This window comes from Melittangium boletus DSM 14713 (assembly GCF_002305855.1).
Lineage (GTDB): Bacteria > Myxococcota > Myxococcia > Myxococcales > Myxococcaceae > Cystobacter > Cystobacter boletus.
Genome location: NZ_CP022163.1, coordinates 36,304 through 56,710 on the forward strand (window position 1 = coordinate 36,304; position 20,407 = coordinate 56,710).

Below are 20,407 nucleotides of genomic sequence, written 5' to 3' on the forward strand. Positions count from 1 at the left end.
TTAGAAGTACCCCTCGCGCTTCTTGAGTTCCATCGAGCCTTCCTCGTCGTGATCGATGAGCCGGCCCTGCCGCTCGGACACGCGGGACTCCGTCATCTCGGTGATGATGTCCTCGACCGAGGTGGCCGAGGACTCCACCGCGCCACTGAGCGGGTAGCAGCCCAGGGTGCGGAAGCGCACCCGCTTCTGCACGGGCTGCTCGCCGGGACGCAGCCGCATGCGCTCGTCATCCACCATGATCCACTGGCCATTGCGGCTCACCACCGGACGCTCGGCGGCGAAGTACAGCGGGACGACGGGGATGTTCTCCTTGAGGATGTAGTGCCACACATCCAGCTCCGTCCAGTTGGACAGGGGGAACACCCGCATGCTCTCGCCCGCGTCGATGCGGCCGTTGTAGAGGCTCCACAGCTCGGGCCGCTGCTTGCGCGGCTCCCACTGGCCGTGCCTGTCCCGGAAGGAATACACCCGCTCCTTGGCGCGGGACTTCTCCTCGTCCCGGCGCGCGCCACCAAAGGCCGCGTCGAAGCCGTGCAGCGCGAGCGCCTCCAGCAGCGACTGGGTCTTCATGGCGTGGGTGTACTTCTGGCTGCCATGGTCGAAGGGGTTGATGCCCTCCGCGAGCGCCTTCTTGTTCTGGTGCACCAGCAGCTTGATGCCATGGCGCGCCGTGAAGGAGTCCCGGAAGGCATACATCTCCCGGAACTTCCACGTGGTGTCCACGTGCAGCAGCGGAAAGGGCAGGGGCGCGGGATGAAAGGCCTTGCGCGCCAGGTGCAGCAGCACCTGCGAGTCCTTGCCAATGCTGTAGAGCATCACCGGGTTGGCGAACTCGGCCGCCGTCTCCCGGAGGATGTGAATGCTTTCGGCTTCCAGCACCGACAGGTGCGAATGCCGTACCGCCGCCGACAGGGCTTGACTCATGTCCCGCCTCCACCTCGAGAAACCGTTCCAGTTCGTTCACCGCGGGCCGCGTCCCGGGCCAGCGCGGGCAATCGCGCGCGCAGCGAGACGACCTCGCCCACCACCAGCAGGGCCGGAGAGCCCACCGCCTCCTGCCGGGCACGCGCCGCGATGCCCGCGAGCGGCGCCTCGAACACCCGTTGGTGCTCCCAGGTGCCCGCCTCCACGATCGCCGCCGGCGTGGTGGCCGGCCGCCCCGCGGCGATGAGCGCGAGCGTCACTTCCTCCAACCGGCTGCCCGCCATGAAGAGCACGAGCGTTTCCGCCCCGGCCAGGTGCGCCCAGTCCGGCGCCGGCCCGGTGCGGTGCGCGGTGGCGAACGTCACCGAGCCCGCGACGCCCCGATGGGTGACGGGAATGCCCGCCGCCGCCGGAGCGGCCACGCCACTGGAGACGCCGGGCACCACCTCGTAGGGAATCCCCGCCTCCTCCAGCGCCAGCGCTTCCTCTCCGCCCCGCCCGAAGACGAAGGGGTCTCCCCCCTTGAGCCGCACCACCGCGCGGCCAAGCCGCGCCTGGGAGATGAGCAGCGCGTGGATCTCCTCCTGCGCCACCGACTCTCCCCCGCCCTCCTTGCCCACGAACAACAACCGGGCCCGGGGCCGGGCATGCGCCAGGACGTCGGGATGGATGAGGCGGTCGTACACCACCGTGTCCGCGCCCGCGAGCAGCCGGGCCGCGCGCAGCGTGAGCAGTCCGGGATCTCCCGGCCCCGCCCCCACCAGATACACCGTGCCCTCCTTGGGCTCGCTCATGTCGTCTCTCCAAAGGTCTCGAGCGCGGCGCGCACGCGGGCCCACGCGGCCCGGCGCTCGCCTCGCACCAGCAACGCCCCCGCCTCGCCCTCCACCAGGTGCTTGAGCAGCCGCATCCGCGCGGCCCCCCGGGGCAGCCGCTTGCGCAACCACCCACTCAGCCGGGCCAGCCGCACATGTCCGGGCGTCACCTGCTCCAGGAACTGTTGACGCAGCACACGCGCCAGCGCGGGCGCCAGCCCCGAGGTGGACACCGCCACGACGAGGGGACCGCGCCGGCCCACCGAGGGCAGCGTGAAGTCACACAGCTCGGGCACGTCCGCCGTGTTCAACCACAGGCCCCGCGCGCGCGCCTCGGCCGCCACCGCCCGGCTCACCTCGGGGTCGTCCGTGGCCACGAACACGAGCTGCTGCTCCAGGGTGTCCTCGGGCCGCCAGACGCGCTCGATCAACTCCAACCGTCCCGCCTCCGCGAGCCGCTGGATGCGCGGACTCACGACGGGCGCCACCACGCGCACCCGGGCTCCCGCCTCCACGAGCTGCTGGCTCCGCTCGTCGGCGATCGTCCCCGCCCCGACCAGCAGCACCCGCTTGCCCGCCAGCCGAAGACAGACGGGAAAATCCACATGCGCGCTCATGCCCGTGTCACGCGTCCCGAGCAGGACTCAGCGGTGCACGTGCAGGCCGCATTCCTTGTTGTCCGGAGACTCCCACCACCAGCGCCCCGCGCGCTCTTCTTCATAAGGCTTCACCGCGCGCGTACAGGGCGCGCATCCAATGGAAGGGTACCCGCGGTCATGCAGCGCGTTGTAGGGGACACCGTGCGCCTGGATGTAGGCCCACACTTCCCGGCTTCCCCAGCGGGCGAGCGGATTCACCTTGATGAGGCCATGGCCCGTGTCGGCCTCCACCGCCCGCACCTCGGTGCGTGTGACGGACTGGTCGCGCCGCATCCCCGTCACCCACGCCTCCCGCCCCGCGAGGGCGCGTCCCAGGGGCTCCACCTTGCGCAGGGCACAACATGCCTTGCGCTCCTCGATGCTCTGCTTGAAGGAGAAGTAGCCCTTGCTGGACTCCAGCGCCTCCACCCGCGCGCGATCCGGAAAGAACGTCTCGATGTCCACGCCGTAGCGGCGGCGCACCACCTCCATCACCTCGTACGTCTCCGGCGGCAGGCGCCCGGTATCCAGCGTGAACAGGCGCACGCTCGGGGCGTGCTGGCGCGCCAGATCGATGAGCACCATGTCCTCCGCGCCGAAACTGGAGGCGATGGCCGCCCGGGCACCGAAGCGCCGCTCCACCCAGGCGAGCACCTGCTCCGCGGGGGCATCGAGCAGTTCCTCCGCGGCGGCCTGCAATTCGTCGGAAGACAGCGCGGAAGACGACAGGGAGGAGGAAGAGGCCATGGAAGGAACTCGTAGTAGCGCCCAGGGGTCCTTTCCGTCAACATGGACAAAGCGCCAATATGACGGATGCTCGCCGGCTCTTTGACCTGGGGAGGGCGGCTCTTTAAGAACGCCCCGTGCCAACGCTCTCCGCCCTCACCATCTACCCGCTCAAGTCCTGCGCGGCCCTGCCCCTCACCCACGCCACGGTGGAGCCACTCGGGCTCCAGCATGACCGCCGATGGATGGCGGTGCGCCCCGACGGCGCCTTCATGACGGGGCGCGAACTGCCCGCCCTCCTCCATGTGCGTGCGCTCCCCACCCCCACGGGATTGAGCCTGTCGGCGCCGGGCCGGGCGCCGATCGAAGTGCCCGTGCCCTCCGCCCACGCGTCCCGCCTGGACATCACCCTCTGGGACGACACCTGCTCCGCCGCATGCGCCGGGGCGGACGCGGACCAGTGGCTCTCCGACTACCTGGGCGAGCCCCTGCGGCTCGTGTACGTGGACCCCCGGATGCAACGCCCGGTGGACCCCAAGCGCGCCGCCCCCACGGACCGGGTGGGCTTCGCCGATGCCTATCCCCTGATGCTCGTGTCCGAGGCCTCGCTCGCCGAGCTCAACACGCGCCTGTCCCAGCCCGTGAGCATGGGCCACTTCCGCCCCAACCTGGTGGTGTCCGGCTGCGAGCCCTTCGCCGAGGACCGGTGGAAGCGGGTGCGCATCGGCGGCGTGGAGCTGGCGCTGACCAAGCCGTGCGCCCGCTGCGTCCTCATCACCGTGGACCCGGAGACGGCGCGCCGCGACCCCCACCAGGAGCCCCTGCGCACCCTCACCGCGTACCGCAAGCAGGGCAACAAGGTGCTCTTCGGGCAGAACGTCCTCGCGCGCGGCGAGGGCCAGCTGCGCGTGGGAGACCCGGTCGAGGTGCTCGAGGAAGGCTGAAAGAATGACGGGGCGCGCCCGGGGCCGCGCGGGCCCTGGACGCCGCGCTCCCTCGGCGGCCGTGCCATGAAGAGGCCCCGGCCTCCTGGCATGCGGCGTGCTTCATCCCCTCCTCCGAGTTGTCCGGAACAACGCGGAGCCCTCCGACGAGAGGACGGGCTCCCCAGGGGACAGGAGCCGTCATGACGATCGCGCGTCGCGCCCGGAACACCTTCCACCTCATGAAGCGGGCCGCGTCGAAGTGGAGCGACGACAACGCCCCGACGTTCGCCGCGTCGCTCTCCTACTACACCATCTTCTCCATCGCCCCGGTGCTCGTCATCGCGGTGAGCGTGGCGGGCATGGTGTTCGGCGAGGAGGCGGCCCGGGGCCAGATGCAGGCGCAGTTGCGGGATCTGGTGGGCCAGAGCGGAGCCGACATCATCGGGCAGATGATGATCAGCGCGCGCAAGCCGAGCGCGGGAATCTTCGCGACGGCCCTGGGCGTCATCGCGCTCGCCTTTGGCGCCACGGGCGTCTTCGTGCAGTTGCAGGACGCGCTCAACCACATCTGGGACGTGAAGCCCAACAAGGAGCGCGGTGGCGTCATCAACTTCCTGCGCACCCGCCTGGTGTCGTTCGCGATGGTGTTGGTGATTGGCTTCCTGTTGCTGGTGTCCCTGGTGGTGAGCGCCGTGTTGGCGGCACTGGGCGCCTGGTTCGATCACCTGCTGCCGGGCTGGACGGTGATGTGGCAGGGAGTGAACCTGCTCGTCTCCTTTGGCGTCATCACCGTGCTGTTCGCGATGATGTACAAGATCCTCCCCGACACCCACGTGGCCTGGAAGGATGTCTGGCTGGGCGCGGCGGTGACCTCCCTGCTCTTCGGCCTGGGCAAGTTCGGCATCGGGCTGTACCTGGGCCGCAGCGCGGTGGCGTCCAGCTATGGCGCGGCGGGCTCGCTCGCGGTGGTGCTGCTCTGGGTCTATTACTCCGCGCAGATCCTCTTCCTCGGCGCGGAATTCACCCAAGTCTACGCGCGCCGCCATGGCAGCCGGGCACATGAGACTCCCGTGGCGGCGTGATCAGGGCTCGACGGTGGAAGGCAGACGGCCCCGGTCCTTGGAGACGGGCAGATAGCATTTGCCCTGGTACTCGGCCTGGACCTTGAAACAGGGCGGCCGCTTGTCCAACGCCATCCAGCACCCACCGTTGATCTCCTCTTCACCCAGTTCGGGGTTGCAGGGTGCCGCCGCCTGATTGCGAAAGGGTTTGGCGGGCAGTGGATAGGCGAGAGCCGGAGGACTTGGAGGCGCGGAGTCGGTCAGGTAGGGCGCGTCCAACGGAGCGTGGGATCCGGACATCTCGTCTCCGAGAGCAGGGGCTGAGGGTCTGGGTTGACGCTCTACGTGGAGCCAGGCCACTCCCGCCAGCAGCGCGAGGACCACGGGGGCACATGGGCACCGGGAGACGACCGTGCGCGGAAGCACGGGCGAGGGCGTGAGTTGCGCACGGATTCGGGGGTTGTGCTCCACTCGCTGGAACGCGGCGTTCATCCAAAGGAATATATCGGCCAACTCCTCCGACGGTATTGGATTCGAGGCGCCATGGACCCGCAGCCGCACCGCGGAAGGACTTTGTCGGCAGGCGAGGCGCACTTCATAGTCGCCCGAAGGTTGCCACTGCACCCGCTCACTGGGTTGGAATTCAAGGGCCGGCTCCCCTGTCTCCACCTGCCACGCGTCGTGGAGGCGTCCCAGCTCAGGACCCACCTCGTCGTAGCTCGCGCCGAGTTCGAACCGCTCCGGTGCGCCGCCCTGTCTGGTCTTCTCGTCCGCCACCGATGGCCCCTCCGCTTCGAGCAGTGCCGTGTCCATCCGTGTTGAACGCCACTTGACCTCTCAAGTCAAGCCCAGAGATGGATCCTGTCGGGTCACTCGCTGGCGGGAGGGGGTTTTGGACGTTCGATGAGGCCGGCCCTGTCCAGCAACTCGCGCACGCGCAGGGTGAACGCCACATGCTCGGGGTTGCTCGCCGTCATGAGTTCCGAGGAGAGGACGAGGAGCCAGCCCAGTGTGCCCAGCGGCTCGATGCGCACGGGAGCGGGCAGCGGCGGAACTGTTCCCAGACGACGAGACAGGTACGTCAAACAGCCCACCCGCACCTCGAAATCGCCCTTCTCCACGAGGTTCACCATCTCCGTTGAGCTGACCATGGCGAAGTCGGGGTCCCACGCGGTGACCATGCTGGTAAGTACCTCGGCGAGCACAGGCATGCGTAGAAGCCGCTCCCTTACCGCGCCCTCCCTCGGCGGTTTGAGCAGACACGAATTGGGTCCGCCCCAAGGAGAATACCCACCGCAAGAGAGACGGATATCCGTGGCCTCCTTCTTGGCATTCCACATCGTTTGGCGGAAGCCCATGTCCTCGATGACCTTCTTACTAATGTCCGTGCGCGGCCTGCCACGTAGTAGCAGTTTCTCTAGTTCCGTCATCTCTGGGCGCACCGGGTGTCCCGGCAACTCGCGAGGAAAGCCTCGGCCCGCCCGATACCACTGGACGAAGGAGGGGTCACACCGCGCCAGCATGTGAAAGAAGAGTTCCGCTCGCCGAGCACACTCCAGCGCCGTCTCCTTCCTCGGGCCCCAGTACGCCCCCACGTAATATCCTTCCCACATGCGCGTTTCTCCTACCGCACTGGCGACGTATGGTGGACGGTGATGTTGTGCCATCCACTATCATTGAAGATTTCGCGAAGAAACTCCGCGACCTTGGCATCGGCGACGTGCCAGCTCAGCGGCAATCCCAGGTGTTGGGCCATCCTCGACTGACTCTCCGCTTGTTCCAGCATCTCGTCGAACTTGCCAGAGTTCTTGTACCAGTACTTGGGCGAGCCATCCGCATTGAAGAAGGAGCAATAACCAGGGCCCTTGGCCTCCAGCAACTCCTTGCCCTTGAGGCCATCGAACTCCACCTCTCCAATCATATACACCCACCACGCCGGCCGCCCCGTCACCTGCTCCTGGTAGTCCAATGAGTCCTTCGAGCGCGTCGTGGGCTTCTTGTAGGTCCACTTCCCCGGCCCTCCCGCCGCCGCGCTCTGGGTGGACTTCCCCGCGTGGGAATTCCCACCGCCGGTGTTCCCCTGCCCCCTCCCCGCCATGTGCAGGACGGAGGGGACACCTATCCCCATGGCCGCCGTGGCGCTCGTCGCGCCTCCCGCCACCACCGCTCCTCCCCACACCATCTCTCCCCTGGCCGTGAGCGACAGCACGGGCAACTCCGCCCCCAGTCCGCCCAGCCGCCCCGCCGCCGCCTCCCCTCCCCCCACCAGCATGAGCACGTGCGTGGACAGCCGCGCCGCCTCTCTTATCTGGTCCTCCCACGACATGGCCCCATAGCGCGCGAAGTACTCCGGCGAGGACTCAATCAACAACGCCACCGCCCTGGGCAGTTGCCCCAGTCCTTCCACCGTTCGGATGGGGTGAAGCACGCTTTGCGCCAGCGCCACCACCATCTCCCCCATCGCCTCCTGCACTCCGTCGAGCGCGGCGTTGAGCGCGTCTCTCCCCAACCCCAGCTCCCCCAGGGGCGGCACACTCTCTCGCCTCAGTGCCTCCGTGACGGGGTAGAAGACTCCTCCACTGGAGAAGTAGAAGTCCCCCACCGTCAGGCGGCCCACCCTCCACTCCCCCTCCACCAGCTGGAGAGGCCCCAGGCGCTGCAACGGCGTGCCCGTGGCCGCCGCCACCAGGTAGCCGTCCGGGCGCACCACCACCAGCCACGCGAAGCGCTCGGCTCGCCATTTCAAATCGGCGTACTCCACGCGCTCCCCTCCCTCCAGCGCCCCTCTCAGCAGCCACGACAGCACCCGGCGCGGCGCGAAGCTCCTGGACGTCACCGGCGTCCTCGCCAACTCACCCAGCAGTTGCCGCGCCTGTCCCACGTAGAGCGCCGCTCCCGCCGGGTGCCTCGCTTCCTCCCCCAGTCCGCTCGCCTCCTGCACTCTCTGAAAGGCGTCCGTCCTCGGCTCCGGGAATCCTCCCCCTCCTCCCGTCCCCTCTCTCTCCACAACGCGCCCTGAGTGTGAGCCGATGCCTCGCATCAGGCTCCCTCTCGGCGCTCCCGTCGCGCACCCCTCCAGCATCACCGCCAGCACGACGAACAGGAAACGCAGGCGTGCTGTCTGGACGAGTTTCAATGGGCTCACACTGGAATGGGGCTTGTCAGGAAACCCCGGGGCCGGGCGTCATGCTACGGTGAGAGCGCCGCTCGCGGGACTGTGATGCGACTTCCGAACCGAGCCTTTGTAGCTTGACTAGCTGGTCGTGTCCGCCTTCCCCGAGCGGCGCTTCTCCTCTCGTGAGGTGGATGGACATGGACGTGGCGGGGACACGCGCGGAGCAGGTCGCCCGGGAAGATCTGGTGATGTTCGTCAACGCATGCTTCTCGTGCACCGGGCAGCGCGAGTTCTACAATGACGCGCACGGCCAGTCGGTCTCCATCGACTTCCTGCATGCCTATATCCTCGGCAACTACCGCCGCCTCTACGCGCGGACGCTCGCCGCGGGCATCAACCACTTCAACCAGGCGCAGATCGTCCTCAACCTGCTGGCCTCGGGAAAGCAGACGCCCCCGGGGGATCGGCGCGAGGAAGGCGCGCTCATTGCCGCCACGCTCCGCTGCCTGCCCCCCCAGCGCGCCTTCCGGGTGCTGGACGTGCTGCGCGAGCGCCGCGTGAACAACCGCCGCACGCGCGCCATCGTCCGGGAGTTCCTGGGGGGCCGACCCGACCTGGGTTTCGACGCGATCAAGTACCGCGCCAAGCTGCGAGCGGCGGTGGCCCATGGGCACCTGAAGCTCGCGGGTGAGCTCAATCCCTTTCTCTTCCATGGCTGGAAGAAGCGCGTGTTCACCACGCCGCTTCTGGAGACGTTCCGCCGGGCCCACTTCGACCCGCGCGCCGTCTTCGAGCTGCCCTTCACCGTCGCCGAGGGACTGGCCCACAAGCACCAGATTCCCCGCGAGGAGTTCCTGCGGCGCATCGAGCCCCGACTCACCTCGGGCGAGCGGTTGCGGCTCCAGGGCTCGGCCACGCGCGCGGAGGGAACGCTCGCGGTCGACCTGGCACGCGCCCCCCTGACGAAGCTGGCGCTCTATGTGCTCTCGCTCGACCCGGAGGCGCGGCGAGCACGGCGGGCCGAGCTGCATGCCGCGCTGGAACAGGCCGCGGCACGCACCCTGCGCCGCGCCTCCGTGCCCCTGGGCCGGGTGGCGGCCGTGCTGGACAACAGCTACTCCGCCTCGGGCTCCACCGAGAAGCGCCGCCGGCCGCTGGGCGTGGCGCTCGCGGCGCACTACCTGTTGTCCGCCTCGGCCCGGGAGTACCGCCCCTTCTGGACGACGCCTCCCGAGGAGCCTGTCCTGGTGAGCGCGCGCGGACAGACCGACCTGTCCACACCGCTGCTCGACGCCCTGGACTGGATGCCGGACCTGGTCGTCGTGGTGTCGGACGGCTATGACAACGATCCGCCCAACGCCGTTGCCGAGGTGACGCGCGTGTTCCGCACGAAGTTGGATCCCGCGCGCCGCACGTCCATCATCCACGCCAACCCCGTGTTCGCCTCGGAGTTCCTCGCGCCCCGGACGCTCGGGGCCCTGGTGCCCACCGTGGGCGTGCGGGACGCGGAGGACCTGCCCACCGTGCTGGGCTTCGCACGCTTCGCGGAAGGCGCCGCGCCCCTGTCGGAACTCGAGGATTACCTCGCCGCCCGCGTGCGGCGGATGCTGGAGGGCACGCCCGGCGCGCGCCTGAACGAGGAGGAGGCCGCATGAACCTGGACGACGTGGAGTTCAAGCGGCTGCTGCCCACGGGCCTGCGGCTGGCACCCTCCCAGGTCTGGGGAACCCTCCGCCTGGTGCCGGTGCTGCGTGACGAGGTGCGCGGCGATCTGCGCTTCAGCCGGCGCGTCTATGACGATGCCCTGTCCGTGGTGAGCGTGAAGGGCCAGCCCCTGTCGGCCCGGAGCACCCACTACCTCTCCTACGTGCCCCACGGACTGGTGATGGACTGGGACGAGCGGAGCGCCGCGGTGACGCTCGGCACGCAGTTGGACACGCCCGAGGGCACGGTGCTCGCCCGGAAAGGGCCGCTCACCGTGCGCCTGCTGCACCGCATGGCGCACCGCGAGGACAAGCGCCGCCTGCGCCTGTTGCCGCTGCACCTCGCCATGGAGGGCTTCCTGGCCCTGCACTTCGGCGGCCCCGAGGTGGCCTGGAGCGAGTACTCCCAGGAGGTGCTGCGCCAGGGGCTGAATCCCCGCTTCGAGAGCTCGGTCACGGGCTGGGCCAACCCGGCCTTCGCCGAGGCGCTGCGCATCTTCGAGCTGCACGAGCGGCAGGTGGGCGTGCTCATCTTCCAGGCGGATCAGCTCCTGTCGATCTCCCTCGTCTCGCACCCGGACGATTACCGGGTGATGCACCGGGCGCTGGTGGAGGACTTCTACGGGGAGCTGATGCTCCAGTACGGCTTCCTCGGACAGGTTCCTCCGCTGGGGCTCGATGTGGACGCGCGCGAGGTGTCCTCCGTGAAGGAGCTGCGGGCCGCCATCACGCGCATGCGCGAGCATTGGGCCGACTTCCAGGGCTTCATGGCGGGCGCGCTCCTGGGCGCGGAGGTCCACGCGCACACCGTCTACACGGCGGGTCCCTTCCGCCTCCAACGGTTCATCACCTCCCTGCAACCCTCCGAGGAGAACCACCTCGGCGAGTTCATCCAGCGCGAGGACGGCACGCTCGAGTACCTCAAGACGTACCGGTTGTCCTCGGCGCAGACGCGGCGCGCGTACCTGCTCAAGCAACTGGCGGGGTGCGACTGGGATCTGGCGCGGACCGCGGCCCACTTGAAGACGACCCGTGACGAGCTGATGGTCCGCCTGGGCAACGCGGGCTTCGGCTACCTGCTCAAGGAACACGTGCTGGCCGCGGCGCTGCGCCGGCAGCGCAAGTGAAAGACGAACGCCCAGCCACCCCTCCGGGGGCCAGGCGTTTTCATGTCCCGGGTGGGGAGGACGTCCCTCACGCCTTGGGCGACTGTTGCTCCGTCTCAGCCGCCTTGGGCGAGGGAGGGACCAGCGCGTCCAGCTTGCTCGAGAGCCGATCCAGCTCACGGTTGAGCGCGTCCACCTGGGACTGGCTCGCCACCCCACCCACCACCTGCACCATCCGGCCGCGCAGCCCGGACAGGCGCTGGCGCACCTCCCCCCCCACCCAGTTCGCCCGCTGGCGCAGGTTCTGGACGGTGGGCAGCTCGCCCAGCTCGTTCACGTTGAGGCGCTGCAGCACCTCGCGGCCCGACTCGCGGCTCCGCGACACCAGCGTGTTGAGCGCCTTCTGGGCCTCTTCCTCGAGCTGGGTGAGCTGCCGCTGGGCCTGCTCCAGGCGGCCCTTCACGAACGTGGCCACCTGGCCCGCCGTCTCGCTCACCACCGTCTCCGCCCGGGCCGCCTCGGTCTTGGCCGCCTCGGCCGCCTGGGCGACCTTCTCGGAGGCCTTCTGGGCCACGGTCTCCACCGTCTCCGCCGCCTTCTCGGCCACCGCCTCGGCCCGCTCCGTCACCTCGGCCACCTTCTCGGCCACCTTGCCCGCCGCCTTCTCGGCCACCGCCTCGGCCCGCTCCGCGACCTCGGCCACCTTCTCGGACGCCTTATGGGCCACGGTCTCCGCCTTGGCCTCCACCGTCTCCGCCTTGGCCTCCACCGTCTCCGTCTTCACGTCCTCGGCCGGGGTCTGGACCGCGTTCTCCTGCGTCGTCGCCTCGTGCTTGTGCTTGTTCTTCGCCATGTGTGTCGGGCCTCCAGGGTGTTACGCCGCCCGAAGAGTTAACGCGTCGCGTTAGCTCCGTCAACCCCTCATGACACACCGCGCAAAAACATGCCCCCGCCGCGACCTGGACGGGCAGGCATGCTAGCGCCACACCTCCCACCCCGTCTGGAGACATCCTCCTTCCCCATGCGACAGCTTCTCCTCACCGGCGCGGGCCTGGCCGTCCTCGCCTCCGCCGCCTGCGCGACGACCGCCCAGAACACCCGAGAGCCCCTTCACCCCGCCCCCTCTATGACGACCGCCTCGACTTCGCTTCCGCTGTTGGCCCCCTGGACTGGACCGTACGGAGGTGTCCCGCCGTTCGACCGCGTCCAGGCCGCGCAGTTCAAGCCCGCCCTCGAGGCGGCGATCGAGGAGTACCGGCGCGAGCTGGCCGCGATCGCCCAGAATCCGGAGGCGCCGACCTTCGAGAACACGCTCGCCGCGTTCGAGGACGCCGGACGGCGCTATGAGGACGTGGGCACGCTCTATGGCATCTGGAGCAGCTCGCTCAACGGGCCGGAGTTCCAACCCATCGAGCGCGAGCTGGCGCCGCGCTTCGCCGCCGTCTCCGACGAGGTCTTCCAGAACGAGAAGCTGTTCCAGCGCATCGAGGCCGTCTACCAGTCGCCCGACAAGGCGAAGCTGACGCCCGAGCAGCAGCGGCTCGTGTGGCACCACTACACGCGCTTCGTGCGCTCGGGGGCGCGGCTGGACGCGGAGGCGAAGAAGCGCCTGGTGGACATCAACCAGCGCCTCGCGTCGCTCTACACGGCCTTCAGCCAGAACGTGCTGGCCGACGAGGAGGGCGACGTGGTGCTGCTCTCCTCGGAGGCGGAGCTGGACGGCCTGCCCGAGTCCGTGCGCGCGGGCGCGGCCGCCGCGGCCGAGGCCCGGGGACTCCAGGGCCAGTGGGCCATCACCAACACCCGCTCGTCCATGGAGCCCTTCCTCACCTACTCGCGCCGCCGGGAGCTGCGCGAGAAGGTGTGGCGCCACTACATCAACCGGGGCGACAACGGCGGGGCGCACGACAACAACGCCCTCATCACGGAGATCCTCCAGTTGCGCGCCGAGCGGGCGAAGCTGCTGGGCTACGCGACGCACGCCCACTGGCGGCTGGAGAACAGCATGGCGCGCACGCCCGAGCAGGCCCTGTCCCTGCTGGAGGCGGTGTGGACGCCCGCCGTGGCGCGCGTGCGCGAGGAAGTGGCCGACATGCAGGCCATCGCGGACCGGGAGGGAGCGAAGCTCACCCTCGAGCCCTGGGACTACCGCTACTACGCGGAGAAGGTCCGCAAGGCGAAGTACGACCTGGACGAGAACGAGGTGAAGCCCTACCTGCAGCTGGAGAAGCTGCGCGAGGGGATGTTCTGGGTGGCCGGTGAGCTGTTCGGCTTCTCGTTCACGCCCATCAACGACGTGCCCGTCTACCACCCCGACGTGCGGGTCTGGCAGGTGAAGGACCGCGCGAGCGGCGAGCACGTGGGGCTGTGGTACTTCGATCCCTACGCGCGCCCGGGAAAGCGCTCCGGCGCGTGGATGAACGCCTACCGCTCGCAGGAGCGGTTCCGGGGCGAGGTCAGCACGATCGTCTCCAACAACGCCAACTTCGTGAAGGGCAAGCCCGGCGAGCCCGTGCTCATCAGCTGGAGCGACGCGGAGACGCTGTTCCACGAGTTCGGCCATGCCCTGCACGGCTTGAGCTCGCGGGTGCAGTACCCCGGGCTGTCGGGGACGGCGGTGGTGCGCGACTACGTGGAGTTCCCCTCACAGCTGCTCGAGCACTGGCTGTCCACGCCCCAGGTGCTCAACACCTACGCCCTGCACGCCCAGACGGGCAAGCCCATCCCCTCCGCGCTCATCGCGAAGATCGAGAAGGCGGCGACCTTCAACCAGGGCTTCGGCACCGTGGAGTACCTGGCGAGCGCGCTCATCGACATGAAGCTGCACCTGGCCGGGGCCCAGCAGATCGATCCGGATGCGTTCGAGCGCGACACGTTGAAGACGCTCGGGATGCCTCGGGAGATCGTCATGCGGCACCGCACGCCCCAGTTCGGCCACGTCTTCGCGGGCGACGGGTACTCGGCGGGCTACTACAGCTACCTGTGGTCGGACACGCTCACGGCCGACGCCTTCGAGGCCTTCACCGAGGCCCAGGGGCCGTATGACCGGAACGTGGCGGAGCGGCTGCGCCAGCATGTCTTCGCGAAGGGCAACACGGTGGACCCCGCCGAGGGCTACCGCGCCTTCCGAGGCAGGGACGCGGGCATCGACGCCCTGATGCGCAAGCGCGGCTTCCCCGTGCCGGTCACGAAGAAGCACTGAGGGCCCTCCTCGCGGCGAGGAACCGGGAGGGATGGGGTCCATCCACTCCCGGCTACCCCTTGAAGACGTGCTCGCGGTGGTATTTCAGGTAGCTGGGATGTGGCCACCACTCGTGACGCTCGGGCCGCCGTAATGGGCGATGAGGCTGGATCAATCCGCCCACCCCGTCTGGCATTCCCTGGCGCGCCACCAGGAGACGGTAGTCATCATCGACGGAGATGAGGCCTCGATCGAACAGCCAGTGCACCGTGCCCGTCAGCGCAAGACCATTGCGCACGGAGTCCGGACCGTGGCTCGCCACCGGCTGGATATGCGCGGCCTGCACCTCGGGACGTCCACCGCCATTGATGAGCCTCAGCCCCGACACCGCACAGGTGTTGTCGTAGGCCTTCCGCACGTGGCGGCGGAAGGCTTCATCCCGGAAGGGGCGCGTGAGGGTGACGAGCGGCCGCTCCGGATAGGTGATGGGCGGCTCCGCGACGCCCACCGGGGTGCGTTCCCAGGGCTGGAGTTCCCGCGTGAAGCCCGCGCGGAGAATGGCCTCGAACTCGGCGTCGCTGATTTCGCGGACCGCCCGGCCAAAAGCTCCCTTGTTCGTGCTGCCGTCCGCCTTCCTCAATCCCCGCTCGTAATAGTGGTCCCCCTCCTTGAAACGCACCGGGCGGTCGAACTCGAGGAAGTCCTCGATATGCGCGTAGTAATGACCTGGCGTGGACTCATCCGGCACCACGCTCCGGACCCTGGCGACGGCGAAGTAGGCCTGACGACCCGTGGTGCTCTTCGGCCCCTGCGTCCGGCGAGGCTCGTAATAGAGGACCCAGTCACCAACGGCGGCCCGCGCCGGACGGAGGTAGGTCTCCGGGAAGTGGTAGCGCACCTCGGGCTGATCGTCGTACGCGGAACTCTCCGAGGTCGTGAAGATCGCCTTCGCCATGGGCCTTTCACCGGGACACGTCCTCGCACCAGGTTAGCGTCACGACCTGGCGGGATGCACGCGGGACCTCCGGCGAAACCGCCCCACTGAGTCCTTCCGTCAGGCCCGACTCCGCCAGCGAACCGCCAGCAGCCCCAGCGTCATGAGGCCGCCCGCGCTCACGACGGCGAGCAAGGGGCCGCGCAGTCTTTCGCCCAGGGCCACCAGCGCGCCACTCGCCCCCCGGACCGTCGCGGCGGCCGTGCGCTCGGCGAGCGTTTCGAGCGCCGTGCCCAGGGCGTTGATCGACGTTTCCGGGCTGGAGGCCAGTTCCTCGCGGATGCCGGCGGCCATGCCCCTGCCCAGTTCCCAGCCCGCGCGGTGGAGTAGTCCTCCGAGCGCGTCCTCGTCCTCCAGCAGCTTCGACCCGATGCCCGCGACGAGTCCCCGCCCCGTCATCGAGGCCACTTCCGAGCCGAGCGGAGCCAACACCCGCATCTCCTCCGCGAACCTCGGGACGGAGGAATGAAGGCGTCCGACCGCCGCGTCCACGATGGACTCGGTGATGGCGTGGGCCCGCTCCCGCGGAGTGCGGATCTCCTCGGCGCGGGAGCGGGCGAAGTCGATGACACCATCCAAGAGGAGATTGAGCCGCTGGACGAAGCCGTGCAGGGGCATCCCTCCGTCCTGCCACTCCCGCTCCAGGACGTCCAACATGCCCTGCATGGCCGAGGCCGCCAGGGCTTGCGTCGCGGCGCCGGGATCCGCCCGTTCCCGCTCGGCTGCTTCATGAACCAACCGACCCAGGACGATCAGCGCATCCTGGATGATGGCGCGCAATTGGCGGTCGAGTTCCGGCATCTCCTCGCGCAGGCCGTCCGCCGCGCCCCGCACCACGCTGCTCGCGGCTTCGTGAGCCACCAGGCGCTCGAGTGACAACGCCAGGTGCCGCAGCGTCTCCACCGGACCCGAGCGCGGCTCATTCGACATCCATGCACCCGCCCTTTCCAGTCATTCGCTCACCATCCAATGGACAGGTCTCTTGGAGACAGTGGATACGGAGGGCAACTGGGACAAGCTCACCCGGGCAACCAGGCTCTGGCTCGCTCGCCAAGCAGCTCTCGACCCGAGGCATCCTCAGTTTCCCCAAGCGCCCGTGGAGGACTCGACCACAAAGGTCGTGCGCTCGTCATGACGTTCCCGGTACCGTGCACACCGGGAAGGCGTCTGTCCACAAACAAGGGATGGGCGTTCCCTTGAACGAAGGGTTCATCACATGCGACTGATCTGGACGGCCATCGCCTCCTCCGCTCTTCTTGGGATAACAGCCTGCAAATCCTTCCCTTTTCCCTGGAAGACCGAACCAGCGCCAGTGGAGGCCCGTCACGAGGAGACCCCCGCCGGTAGCACCGAGGACCCCGCGCGAGTCAGATTGGAATTACAAGACATCCGCTATGATGGATGGTCTCTCCGCGGACGTCTCCTGATCACCCCTGAAGCAGGAAGCATCCGGCTGGACAAACGGCTCATCGAAAGTACCGCGTTGAGCATGAAGTCCGTCACGGATTGCAGTACGGGCCGGCCCGTCGAATTCATGGTGATGGATGTATTCGCGAAGCCTCCCCGAGAAGAGGACGTGCTGCTGCTCAAGCCAGGGTATTGGTACGGGAAAGACATTCGTCTACCGCTGATCGCGGAGGCGCCCGACAGGCAGCGGGGCCCAGCCTGCATCAGAGCGGAGATCGAGTTCCACTCACTTGAAGAGACCCCCACGCTCATCCATGTCCGTGCTGAGATTCCGGTTCAGCCCGAAACGGAAGCGCCCCCGGGAGCGAGCCTAGATTGACGGCTGGGACACCCGCTCAGTGTCCCTATAATGTCCGCCGCCGTTCCTCCCCATGCTGCGTCGGCTCCTCCCCACCCTCCTCGCCCTTGGCTGTGGCCTGCTCGCCCTCTTCTGGGGGCTGTGGAGCCTGCAGCGCATCTTCACCCAGGAGCGCGAGGACGCCCGGGCCCAGTTGCGCACCAGCCAGGACGCGCTCGAGGAGTACGCCACCCAGGCCCTGCGCCTCACGCTCAGTCGGCAACTGGAAGGCAACCTCTCCGCCATCCATGAGGCCATGGGAGATCCGCTCGCGCCCGGCGAGGGCTTCTACCTGCGGTTTCGCGACCAGCAGTTCCTGCCCCGTCTCACCCGCGCCGCCGAGGGCGCGCAAACCCCCGCCCGGCACCACTACCGCGCCCTTGTCCGGGCGCTCGCCACGGGCTCGGCGGAGGCCCCCTGGCGCGAGCGGCTGGCACGGCTGCGCGAGGTGAAGTCCGCGCTCGATCGGCACTCCCCGCTCGCCGAGCCGCTTTCCGAGGAGCTGTTGCGCTACCACGCCGAGCATCCCCTGCCCCTGGAGCAGGAGTTGCCCTTCGTCGTCCTCCTCCTGGAACAGCTCCAGCGCGGCGCGGAGACTCCGGCCCTGGTCCGCGCGCTCTTGCGCGAGGGGCTGCCCGAGGACTTCGGCGGCATCGAGCGCTCCGCGGGCCTCCAGCGGGATCTGCTGCGCGCCCGGGGACGCCTCACCGCGCTCGACTTCGAATTCCTGCGCGTCCATACCGTGCGGGTCAGCATCGCGCTCGGCGAGCCCTACGAGGACTTCATCGCCCGCGCCCGCGAGGCGGACGCCGGCATGCTCGTGCTGCCCGTGGACCTCACCGGCCCCACCCTGATTGGCGAGCGCTGGTACCTGGAACCCCGGGACGAGGTGGTGCGCGGCATCGCGGTGGACCTCGACGCGATCCTGGGAGACCTTTCCCGCGAGTTGCGCGCGAAGGGCCACTTCGGCCAGGACGGGAAGGTGTGGCTCCCAGCCCCGGACGCCGTGCTGCCCCTGGAGTCACTGCGGCTCGGGGTGTCCGTGCCGCAATGGACCCAGGCCGAGACGGCCCTCGATCAGCGCTATGGCTTGAAGACGCTGCTGGTGGGCACCTGCGGCGCGCTGGCGGTGGCCATTGGCGTGATGGCGGTGTTGGCCCAGCGCGGCCGCTACCGCTACATCGAGCTCAAGAGCGATTTCGTGGCCACCGTGTCCCACGAGCTGCGCACGCCCCTGGCCTCCATCCGCCTGCTCGCCGAGACCCTGGAGCGCAAGCTCTCGCGGGCGCCGCCGGAGACGCGCGCCTACCCCGAGCGCATCATCCAGGCGGCCGATGGGCTGAGCTTCCTCGTGGAGAACATCCTGTCCTTCAACCGCATCGACAAGGGGCGCTGGCAACTGCGGCGCAGCCCGGTGAAGTGGGAGGAGTTGGCGGGCATGCTCCGCTCGGACCTGGCGGGCAGCGTCTCGGTGCCCTTCCAGCTCACCTCGGACACGGGCGAGGCCCAGGTCGACGCGGATCCCGCGCTCCTGCGCCTGCTGCTGGCCAACCTCGCGCGCAACGCCTGCGCCTACAACCGCCGCTCCCCCGTGGAGCTGCGCCTGCGCGCCTACCCCTCCACGTCCCCGGGGCAGGGCGTGGTGGTGTTCTTCGAGGACAACGGCATCGGCATCCCCGAGAGCGAGTGGGAGAACGTCTTTCGCGACTTCTACCGCCTGGACGCCCAGGGCACCGAGGTGCATGGCAGTGGCCTTGGACTCGCGCTGTGCCGCAAGATCATGGCCCTGCACGGGGGCCGCATCACCATCGAGAACTCCGGCCCCCAGGGCACCACCTTCTGCCTGATCTTCCCTCCCTCCCCTCCTCCATGAACCCTCCCTCCATCCTCATCGTCGAGGACGACGCGAACCTCCGGCTCGCGCTGGCCGACAACCTGCGCGACGAGGGCTACGAGGTGGCCGTGGCCGCCCACGCCCGCGAGGCCGAGCCCCTGCTGCGCGCTCGCACGTTCGATCTGCTCCTGCTCGACGTCATGCTCCCGGGCGAGGACGGCTACGCCTTCTGCCGGCGGCTGCGCGCCCAGGGCGTGCGCTCCATGGTGATGATGCTGACGGCGCGCTCGCTGGAGGACGACCTCGTGCGGGGTTTCGAGGCGGGCGCCCAGGACTACCTCACCAAGCCCTACCGCTTGCGCGAGCTGCTCGCCCGGGTGGGGGCGCTCGTGCGGCGCACTGGGGGGGAGCCTCCCCAGGTGCTGTCCTTCGCGGGCTTCCACATGGACCTGGCGCGGCGGGCGCTCAGCCGAGCGGATGGCGGGGAGATCGAGCTGACGCGCACGGAGTTCGACCTGCTCGCCTTCCTGCTCAAGCACCGCGATCGCGCCCTCACCCGGGCGGAGATCCTCGACGCGGTGTGGGGCCAGGACGTGGTGGTGGACCCCCGTACGGTGGACAACTTCGTCTCCAACCTGAAGAAGAAGCTCGGCTGGACGAGTGCTTCCGCCTTCACCATCCACACCCTGCGCGGCGTGGGCTACCGCCTGGAGCTGGAGTCCATGACGAAACCATGACGAAGAGATGGACGGCCCGAGGCCACCCGTCCGGCGCGACCCCTTAGGTTGTGAGGTGTCAGCCAGGGAGGGACGTCACGTGTTCCAGTCGGTCATCCATCAGTCGGGAGTGAGCGCCGGTCGCTTCGGCACCGGAGTCTGGGTTTCCTTGTTCCTGCACGCCGGGGTGTTTGGCGCCCTGCTGGGCATGTCCCACCAGGCGGACCCGACCCCGATCAAGGAGCCCGAGATCGTCATCGAGCCGATGCGGCTGCCTCCCAAGGGCAACCCCAACCCGCCCGCCGACAAGGCCCTGGAAGTGGCGCCCAAGCCCAAGCCGAAGCCCAAGCCGAAGGAGTTGGTGCAGCCCAAGAACGTCAAGCCCCTGCCCGCGGTGGAGCCCAAGGCCGTGGAACCCGAGCCCACCGCGGAGCCCGTGGATCCGTCCCTGCCGTACATCCCGGGCAGCCACCCCGAAGGGGATCCCACGGACAAGGCCATCCCCGGCATCCCGTTTATCGCCGGCCTGATCCCCGACAGCGCCCCCGGTGGAACGGGAGAGGACGTGGTGCCGTTCGGCGCGGGCATGACGCCGCCGAGGCTCCTCTCCGCGGGCGTGCCCTTGGAGTACACCGAGCAGGCGCGCCAGGCCCACGTCCAGGGAATGGTGGTCATCCGCTGCACCATCACCCGCGAGGGCTCGGTCGAGAACTGCCGCGTCATCAAGGGCCAGCCCTTCATGGACGAAGCGGTGGTCGCCTCCCTGACGAGCCGCCGCTACGCGCCGCTGACCTTCCAGGGCCGGACCGTCAACGTGAGCTACACCTTCAACGTGAACCTCCGGATGCCTTGAGCGCGCCGCGC

At 68.9% G+C, this 20,407-nt stretch carries 19 protein-coding genes; 9 read left to right on the forward strand and 10 right to left on the reverse strand.

Features of this window, described 5'->3' with window-relative positions; all coding sequences use genetic code 11:
* The 4 genes from cysD to MEBOL_RS00165 are packed head-to-tail and all read right to left on the reverse strand — an operon-like array spanning window position 1 to window position 3,124.
* Window positions 1-924, reverse strand: a complete 924-nt coding sequence (gene cysD, locus MEBOL_RS00150; RefSeq protein ID WP_095975516.1) for a sulfate adenylyltransferase subunit CysD — start codon at window positions 922-924, stop codon at window positions 1-3.
* Window positions 921-1,718, reverse strand: coding sequence for a uroporphyrinogen-III C-methyltransferase (cobA, locus tag MEBOL_RS00155; protein ID WP_095975517.1), 798 nt, complete (start codon window positions 1,716-1,718; stop codon window positions 921-923). The genes cysD and cobA overlap by 4 nt, the downstream gene beginning before the upstream one ends.
* Window positions 1,715-2,356: a precorrin-2 dehydrogenase/sirohydrochlorin ferrochelatase family protein gene (locus MEBOL_RS00160; protein WP_095975518.1), complete on the reverse strand. Its 642-nt coding sequence runs from the start codon at window positions 2,354-2,356 to the stop codon at window positions 1,715-1,717. The genes cobA and MEBOL_RS00160 overlap by 4 nt, the downstream gene beginning before the upstream one ends.
* Window positions 2,357-2,383: 27 nt before the next feature.
* The gene (locus MEBOL_RS00165) at window positions 2,384-3,124 is read right to left on the reverse strand and encodes a phosphoadenylyl-sulfate reductase (protein ID WP_095975519.1); all 741 of its coding nucleotides are present in this window, start codon (window positions 3,122-3,124) and stop codon (window positions 2,384-2,386) included.
* 116 nt (window positions 3,125-3,240) lie between these two features.
* Here MEBOL_RS00165 and MEBOL_RS00170 point away from each other — a divergent pair, with 116 nt between their 5' ends.
* Together MEBOL_RS00170 and MEBOL_RS00175 are read left to right on the forward strand one after the other, a co-directional pair.
* Window positions 3,241-4,047 carry an MOSC domain-containing protein gene (locus tag MEBOL_RS00170; protein WP_095975520.1) on the forward strand — a complete coding sequence of 269 codons (807 nt, stop codon included), beginning with the start codon at window positions 3,241-3,243 and terminating at the stop codon, window positions 4,045-4,047.
* A gap of 182 nt (window positions 4,048-4,229) precedes the next feature.
* Window positions 4,230-5,111: a YihY/virulence factor BrkB family protein gene (locus MEBOL_RS00175; protein ID WP_095975521.1), complete on the forward strand. Its 882-nt coding sequence runs from the start codon at window positions 4,230-4,232 to the stop codon at window positions 5,109-5,111.
* Here MEBOL_RS00175 and MEBOL_RS42440 read toward each other — a convergent pair whose 3' ends face one another.
* The 3 genes from MEBOL_RS42440 to MEBOL_RS00190 form a co-directional block, all read right to left on the reverse strand.
* Entirely contained in the window at window positions 5,112-5,390 is a 279-nt protein-coding gene (locus MEBOL_RS42440) for a hypothetical protein (RefSeq protein WP_245919318.1), read from the reverse strand.
* A gap of 569 nt (window positions 5,391-5,959) precedes the next feature.
* Complete coding sequence (locus MEBOL_RS43925) at window positions 5,960-6,757, reverse strand: Imm52 family immunity protein (RefSeq protein ID WP_342747718.1); 798 nt, start codon at window positions 6,755-6,757, stop codon at window positions 5,960-5,962.
* The gene (locus tag MEBOL_RS00190; protein WP_245919321.1) at window positions 6,715-8,031 is read right to left on the reverse strand and encodes a Tox-REase-5 domain-containing protein; all 1,317 of its coding nucleotides are present in this window, start codon (window positions 8,029-8,031) and stop codon (window positions 6,715-6,717) included. Before MEBOL_RS00190 ends, MEBOL_RS43925 begins: the two co-directional genes overlap by 43 nt.
* A 371-nt stretch (window positions 8,032-8,402) precedes the next feature.
* Between MEBOL_RS00190 and MEBOL_RS00195 the strand changes: the two genes are divergently transcribed.
* Both MEBOL_RS00195 and MEBOL_RS00200 read left to right on the forward strand, forming a co-directional pair.
* A complete protein-coding gene (locus MEBOL_RS00195; RefSeq protein WP_095982480.1) occupies window positions 8,403-9,860 on the forward strand; it encodes a hypothetical protein in 1,458 nt (485 codons plus the stop codon).
* Window positions 9,857-11,035: an ARPP-2 domain-containing protein gene (locus tag MEBOL_RS00200; RefSeq protein WP_095975524.1), complete on the forward strand. Its 1,179-nt coding sequence runs from the start codon at window positions 9,857-9,859 to the stop codon at window positions 11,033-11,035. Before MEBOL_RS00195 ends, MEBOL_RS00200 begins: the two co-directional genes overlap by 4 nt.
* A 67-nt stretch (window positions 11,036-11,102) precedes the next feature.
* On the opposite strand, the gene MEBOL_RS42450 is transcribed toward MEBOL_RS00200, so the two are convergent.
* Window positions 11,103-11,867, reverse strand: coding sequence for a hypothetical protein (locus MEBOL_RS42450; RefSeq protein ID WP_245919323.1), 765 nt, complete (start codon window positions 11,865-11,867; stop codon window positions 11,103-11,105).
* A 168-nt stretch (window positions 11,868-12,035) separates the two neighbouring features.
* Here MEBOL_RS42450 and MEBOL_RS00210 point away from each other — a divergent pair, with 168 nt between their 5' ends.
* On the forward strand, window positions 12,036-14,216 hold the full coding sequence (locus MEBOL_RS00210; RefSeq protein WP_095975525.1) for a M3 family metallopeptidase: 2,181 nt from the start codon (window positions 12,036-12,038) through the stop codon (window positions 14,214-14,216).
* A 52-nt stretch (window positions 14,217-14,268) separates the two neighbouring features.
* On the opposite strand, the gene MEBOL_RS00215 is transcribed toward MEBOL_RS00210, so the two are convergent.
* Both MEBOL_RS00215 and MEBOL_RS00220 read right to left on the reverse strand, forming a co-directional pair.
* Complete coding sequence (locus MEBOL_RS00215) at window positions 14,269-15,150, reverse strand: HNH endonuclease (RefSeq protein ID WP_095975526.1); 882 nt, start codon at window positions 15,148-15,150, stop codon at window positions 14,269-14,271.
* Window positions 15,151-15,249: 99 nt separating this feature from the next.
* Window positions 15,250-16,119: a hypothetical protein gene (locus MEBOL_RS00220; RefSeq protein WP_095975527.1), complete on the reverse strand. Its 870-nt coding sequence runs from the start codon at window positions 16,117-16,119 to the stop codon at window positions 15,250-15,252.
* Window positions 16,120-16,405: 286 nt separating this feature from the next.
* Here MEBOL_RS00220 and MEBOL_RS00225 point away from each other — a divergent pair, with 286 nt between their 5' ends.
* The 4 genes from MEBOL_RS00225 to MEBOL_RS00240 all read left to right on the forward strand — a co-directional run bounded on the left by MEBOL_RS00225 (window position 16,406) and on the right by MEBOL_RS00240 (window position 20,396).
* A complete protein-coding gene (locus tag MEBOL_RS00225) occupies window positions 16,406-16,975 on the forward strand; it encodes a hypothetical protein (protein ID WP_157774683.1) in 570 nt (189 codons plus the stop codon).
* 52 nt (window positions 16,976-17,027) lie between these two features.
* Complete coding sequence (locus MEBOL_RS00230; protein ID WP_095975529.1) at window positions 17,028-18,866, forward strand: sensor histidine kinase; 1,839 nt, start codon at window positions 17,028-17,030, stop codon at window positions 18,864-18,866.
* Window positions 18,863-19,564 carry a response regulator transcription factor gene (locus MEBOL_RS00235; RefSeq protein ID WP_095975530.1) on the forward strand — a complete coding sequence of 234 codons (702 nt, stop codon included), beginning with the start codon at window positions 18,863-18,865 and terminating at the stop codon, window positions 19,562-19,564. The genes MEBOL_RS00230 and MEBOL_RS00235 overlap by 4 nt, the downstream gene beginning before the upstream one ends.
* A 79-nt stretch (window positions 19,565-19,643) precedes the next feature.
* Entirely contained in the window at window positions 19,644-20,396 is a 753-nt protein-coding gene (locus tag MEBOL_RS00240) for an energy transducer TonB (protein ID WP_095975531.1), read from the forward strand.
* Window positions 20,397-20,407 lie beyond the last annotated feature (11 nt).

Bases quoted from the DNA above. Each gene is read 5' to 3' on its own strand.
- cysD (WP_095975516.1), bottom strand. From the start codon at position 924: ATGAGTCAAGCCCTGTCGGCGGCGGTACGGCATTCGCACCTGTCGGTG.
- cobA (WP_095975517.1), bottom strand. From the start codon at position 1,718: ATGAGCGAGCCCAAGGAGGGCACGGTGTATCTGGTGGGGGCGGGGCCG.
- MEBOL_RS00160 (WP_095975518.1), bottom strand. From the start codon at position 2,356: ATGAGCGCGCATGTGGATTTTCCCGTCTGTCTTCGGCTGGCGGGCAAG.
- MEBOL_RS00165 (WP_095975519.1), bottom strand. From the start codon at position 3,124: ATGGCCTCTTCCTCCTCCCTGTCGTCTTCCGCGCTGTCTTCCGACGAA.
- MEBOL_RS00175 (WP_095975521.1), top strand. From the start codon at position 4,230: ATGACGATCGCGCGTCGCGCCCGGAACACCTTCCACCTCATGAAGCGG.
- MEBOL_RS42440 (WP_245919318.1), bottom strand. From the start codon at position 5,390: ATGTCCGGATCCCACGCTCCGTTGGACGCGCCCTACCTGACCGACTCC.
- MEBOL_RS43925 (WP_342747718.1), bottom strand. From the start codon at position 6,757: ATGGCACAACATCACCGTCCACCATACGTCGCCAGTGCGGTAGGAGAA.
- MEBOL_RS00195 (WP_095982480.1), top strand. From the start codon at position 8,403: ATGGACGTGGCGGGGACACGCGCGGAGCAGGTCGCCCGGGAAGATCTG.
- MEBOL_RS00200 (WP_095975524.1), top strand. From the start codon at position 9,857: ATGAACCTGGACGACGTGGAGTTCAAGCGGCTGCTGCCCACGGGCCTG.
- MEBOL_RS42450 (WP_245919323.1), bottom strand. From the start codon at position 11,867: ATGGCGAAGAACAAGCACAAGCACGAGGCGACGACGCAGGAGAACGCG.
- MEBOL_RS00210 (WP_095975525.1), top strand. From the start codon at position 12,036: ATGCGACAGCTTCTCCTCACCGGCGCGGGCCTGGCCGTCCTCGCCTCC.
- MEBOL_RS00215 (WP_095975526.1), bottom strand. From the start codon at position 15,150: ATGGCGAAGGCGATCTTCACGACCTCGGAGAGTTCCGCGTACGACGAT.
- MEBOL_RS00220 (WP_095975527.1), bottom strand. From the start codon at position 16,119: ATGTCGAATGAGCCGCGCTCGGGTCCGGTGGAGACGCTGCGGCACCTG.
- MEBOL_RS00225 (WP_157774683.1), top strand. From the start codon at position 16,406: ATGCGACTGATCTGGACGGCCATCGCCTCCTCCGCTCTTCTTGGGATA.
- MEBOL_RS00230 (WP_095975529.1), top strand. From the start codon at position 17,028: ATGCTGCGTCGGCTCCTCCCCACCCTCCTCGCCCTTGGCTGTGGCCTG.
- MEBOL_RS00235 (WP_095975530.1), top strand. From the start codon at position 18,863: ATGAACCCTCCCTCCATCCTCATCGTCGAGGACGACGCGAACCTCCGG.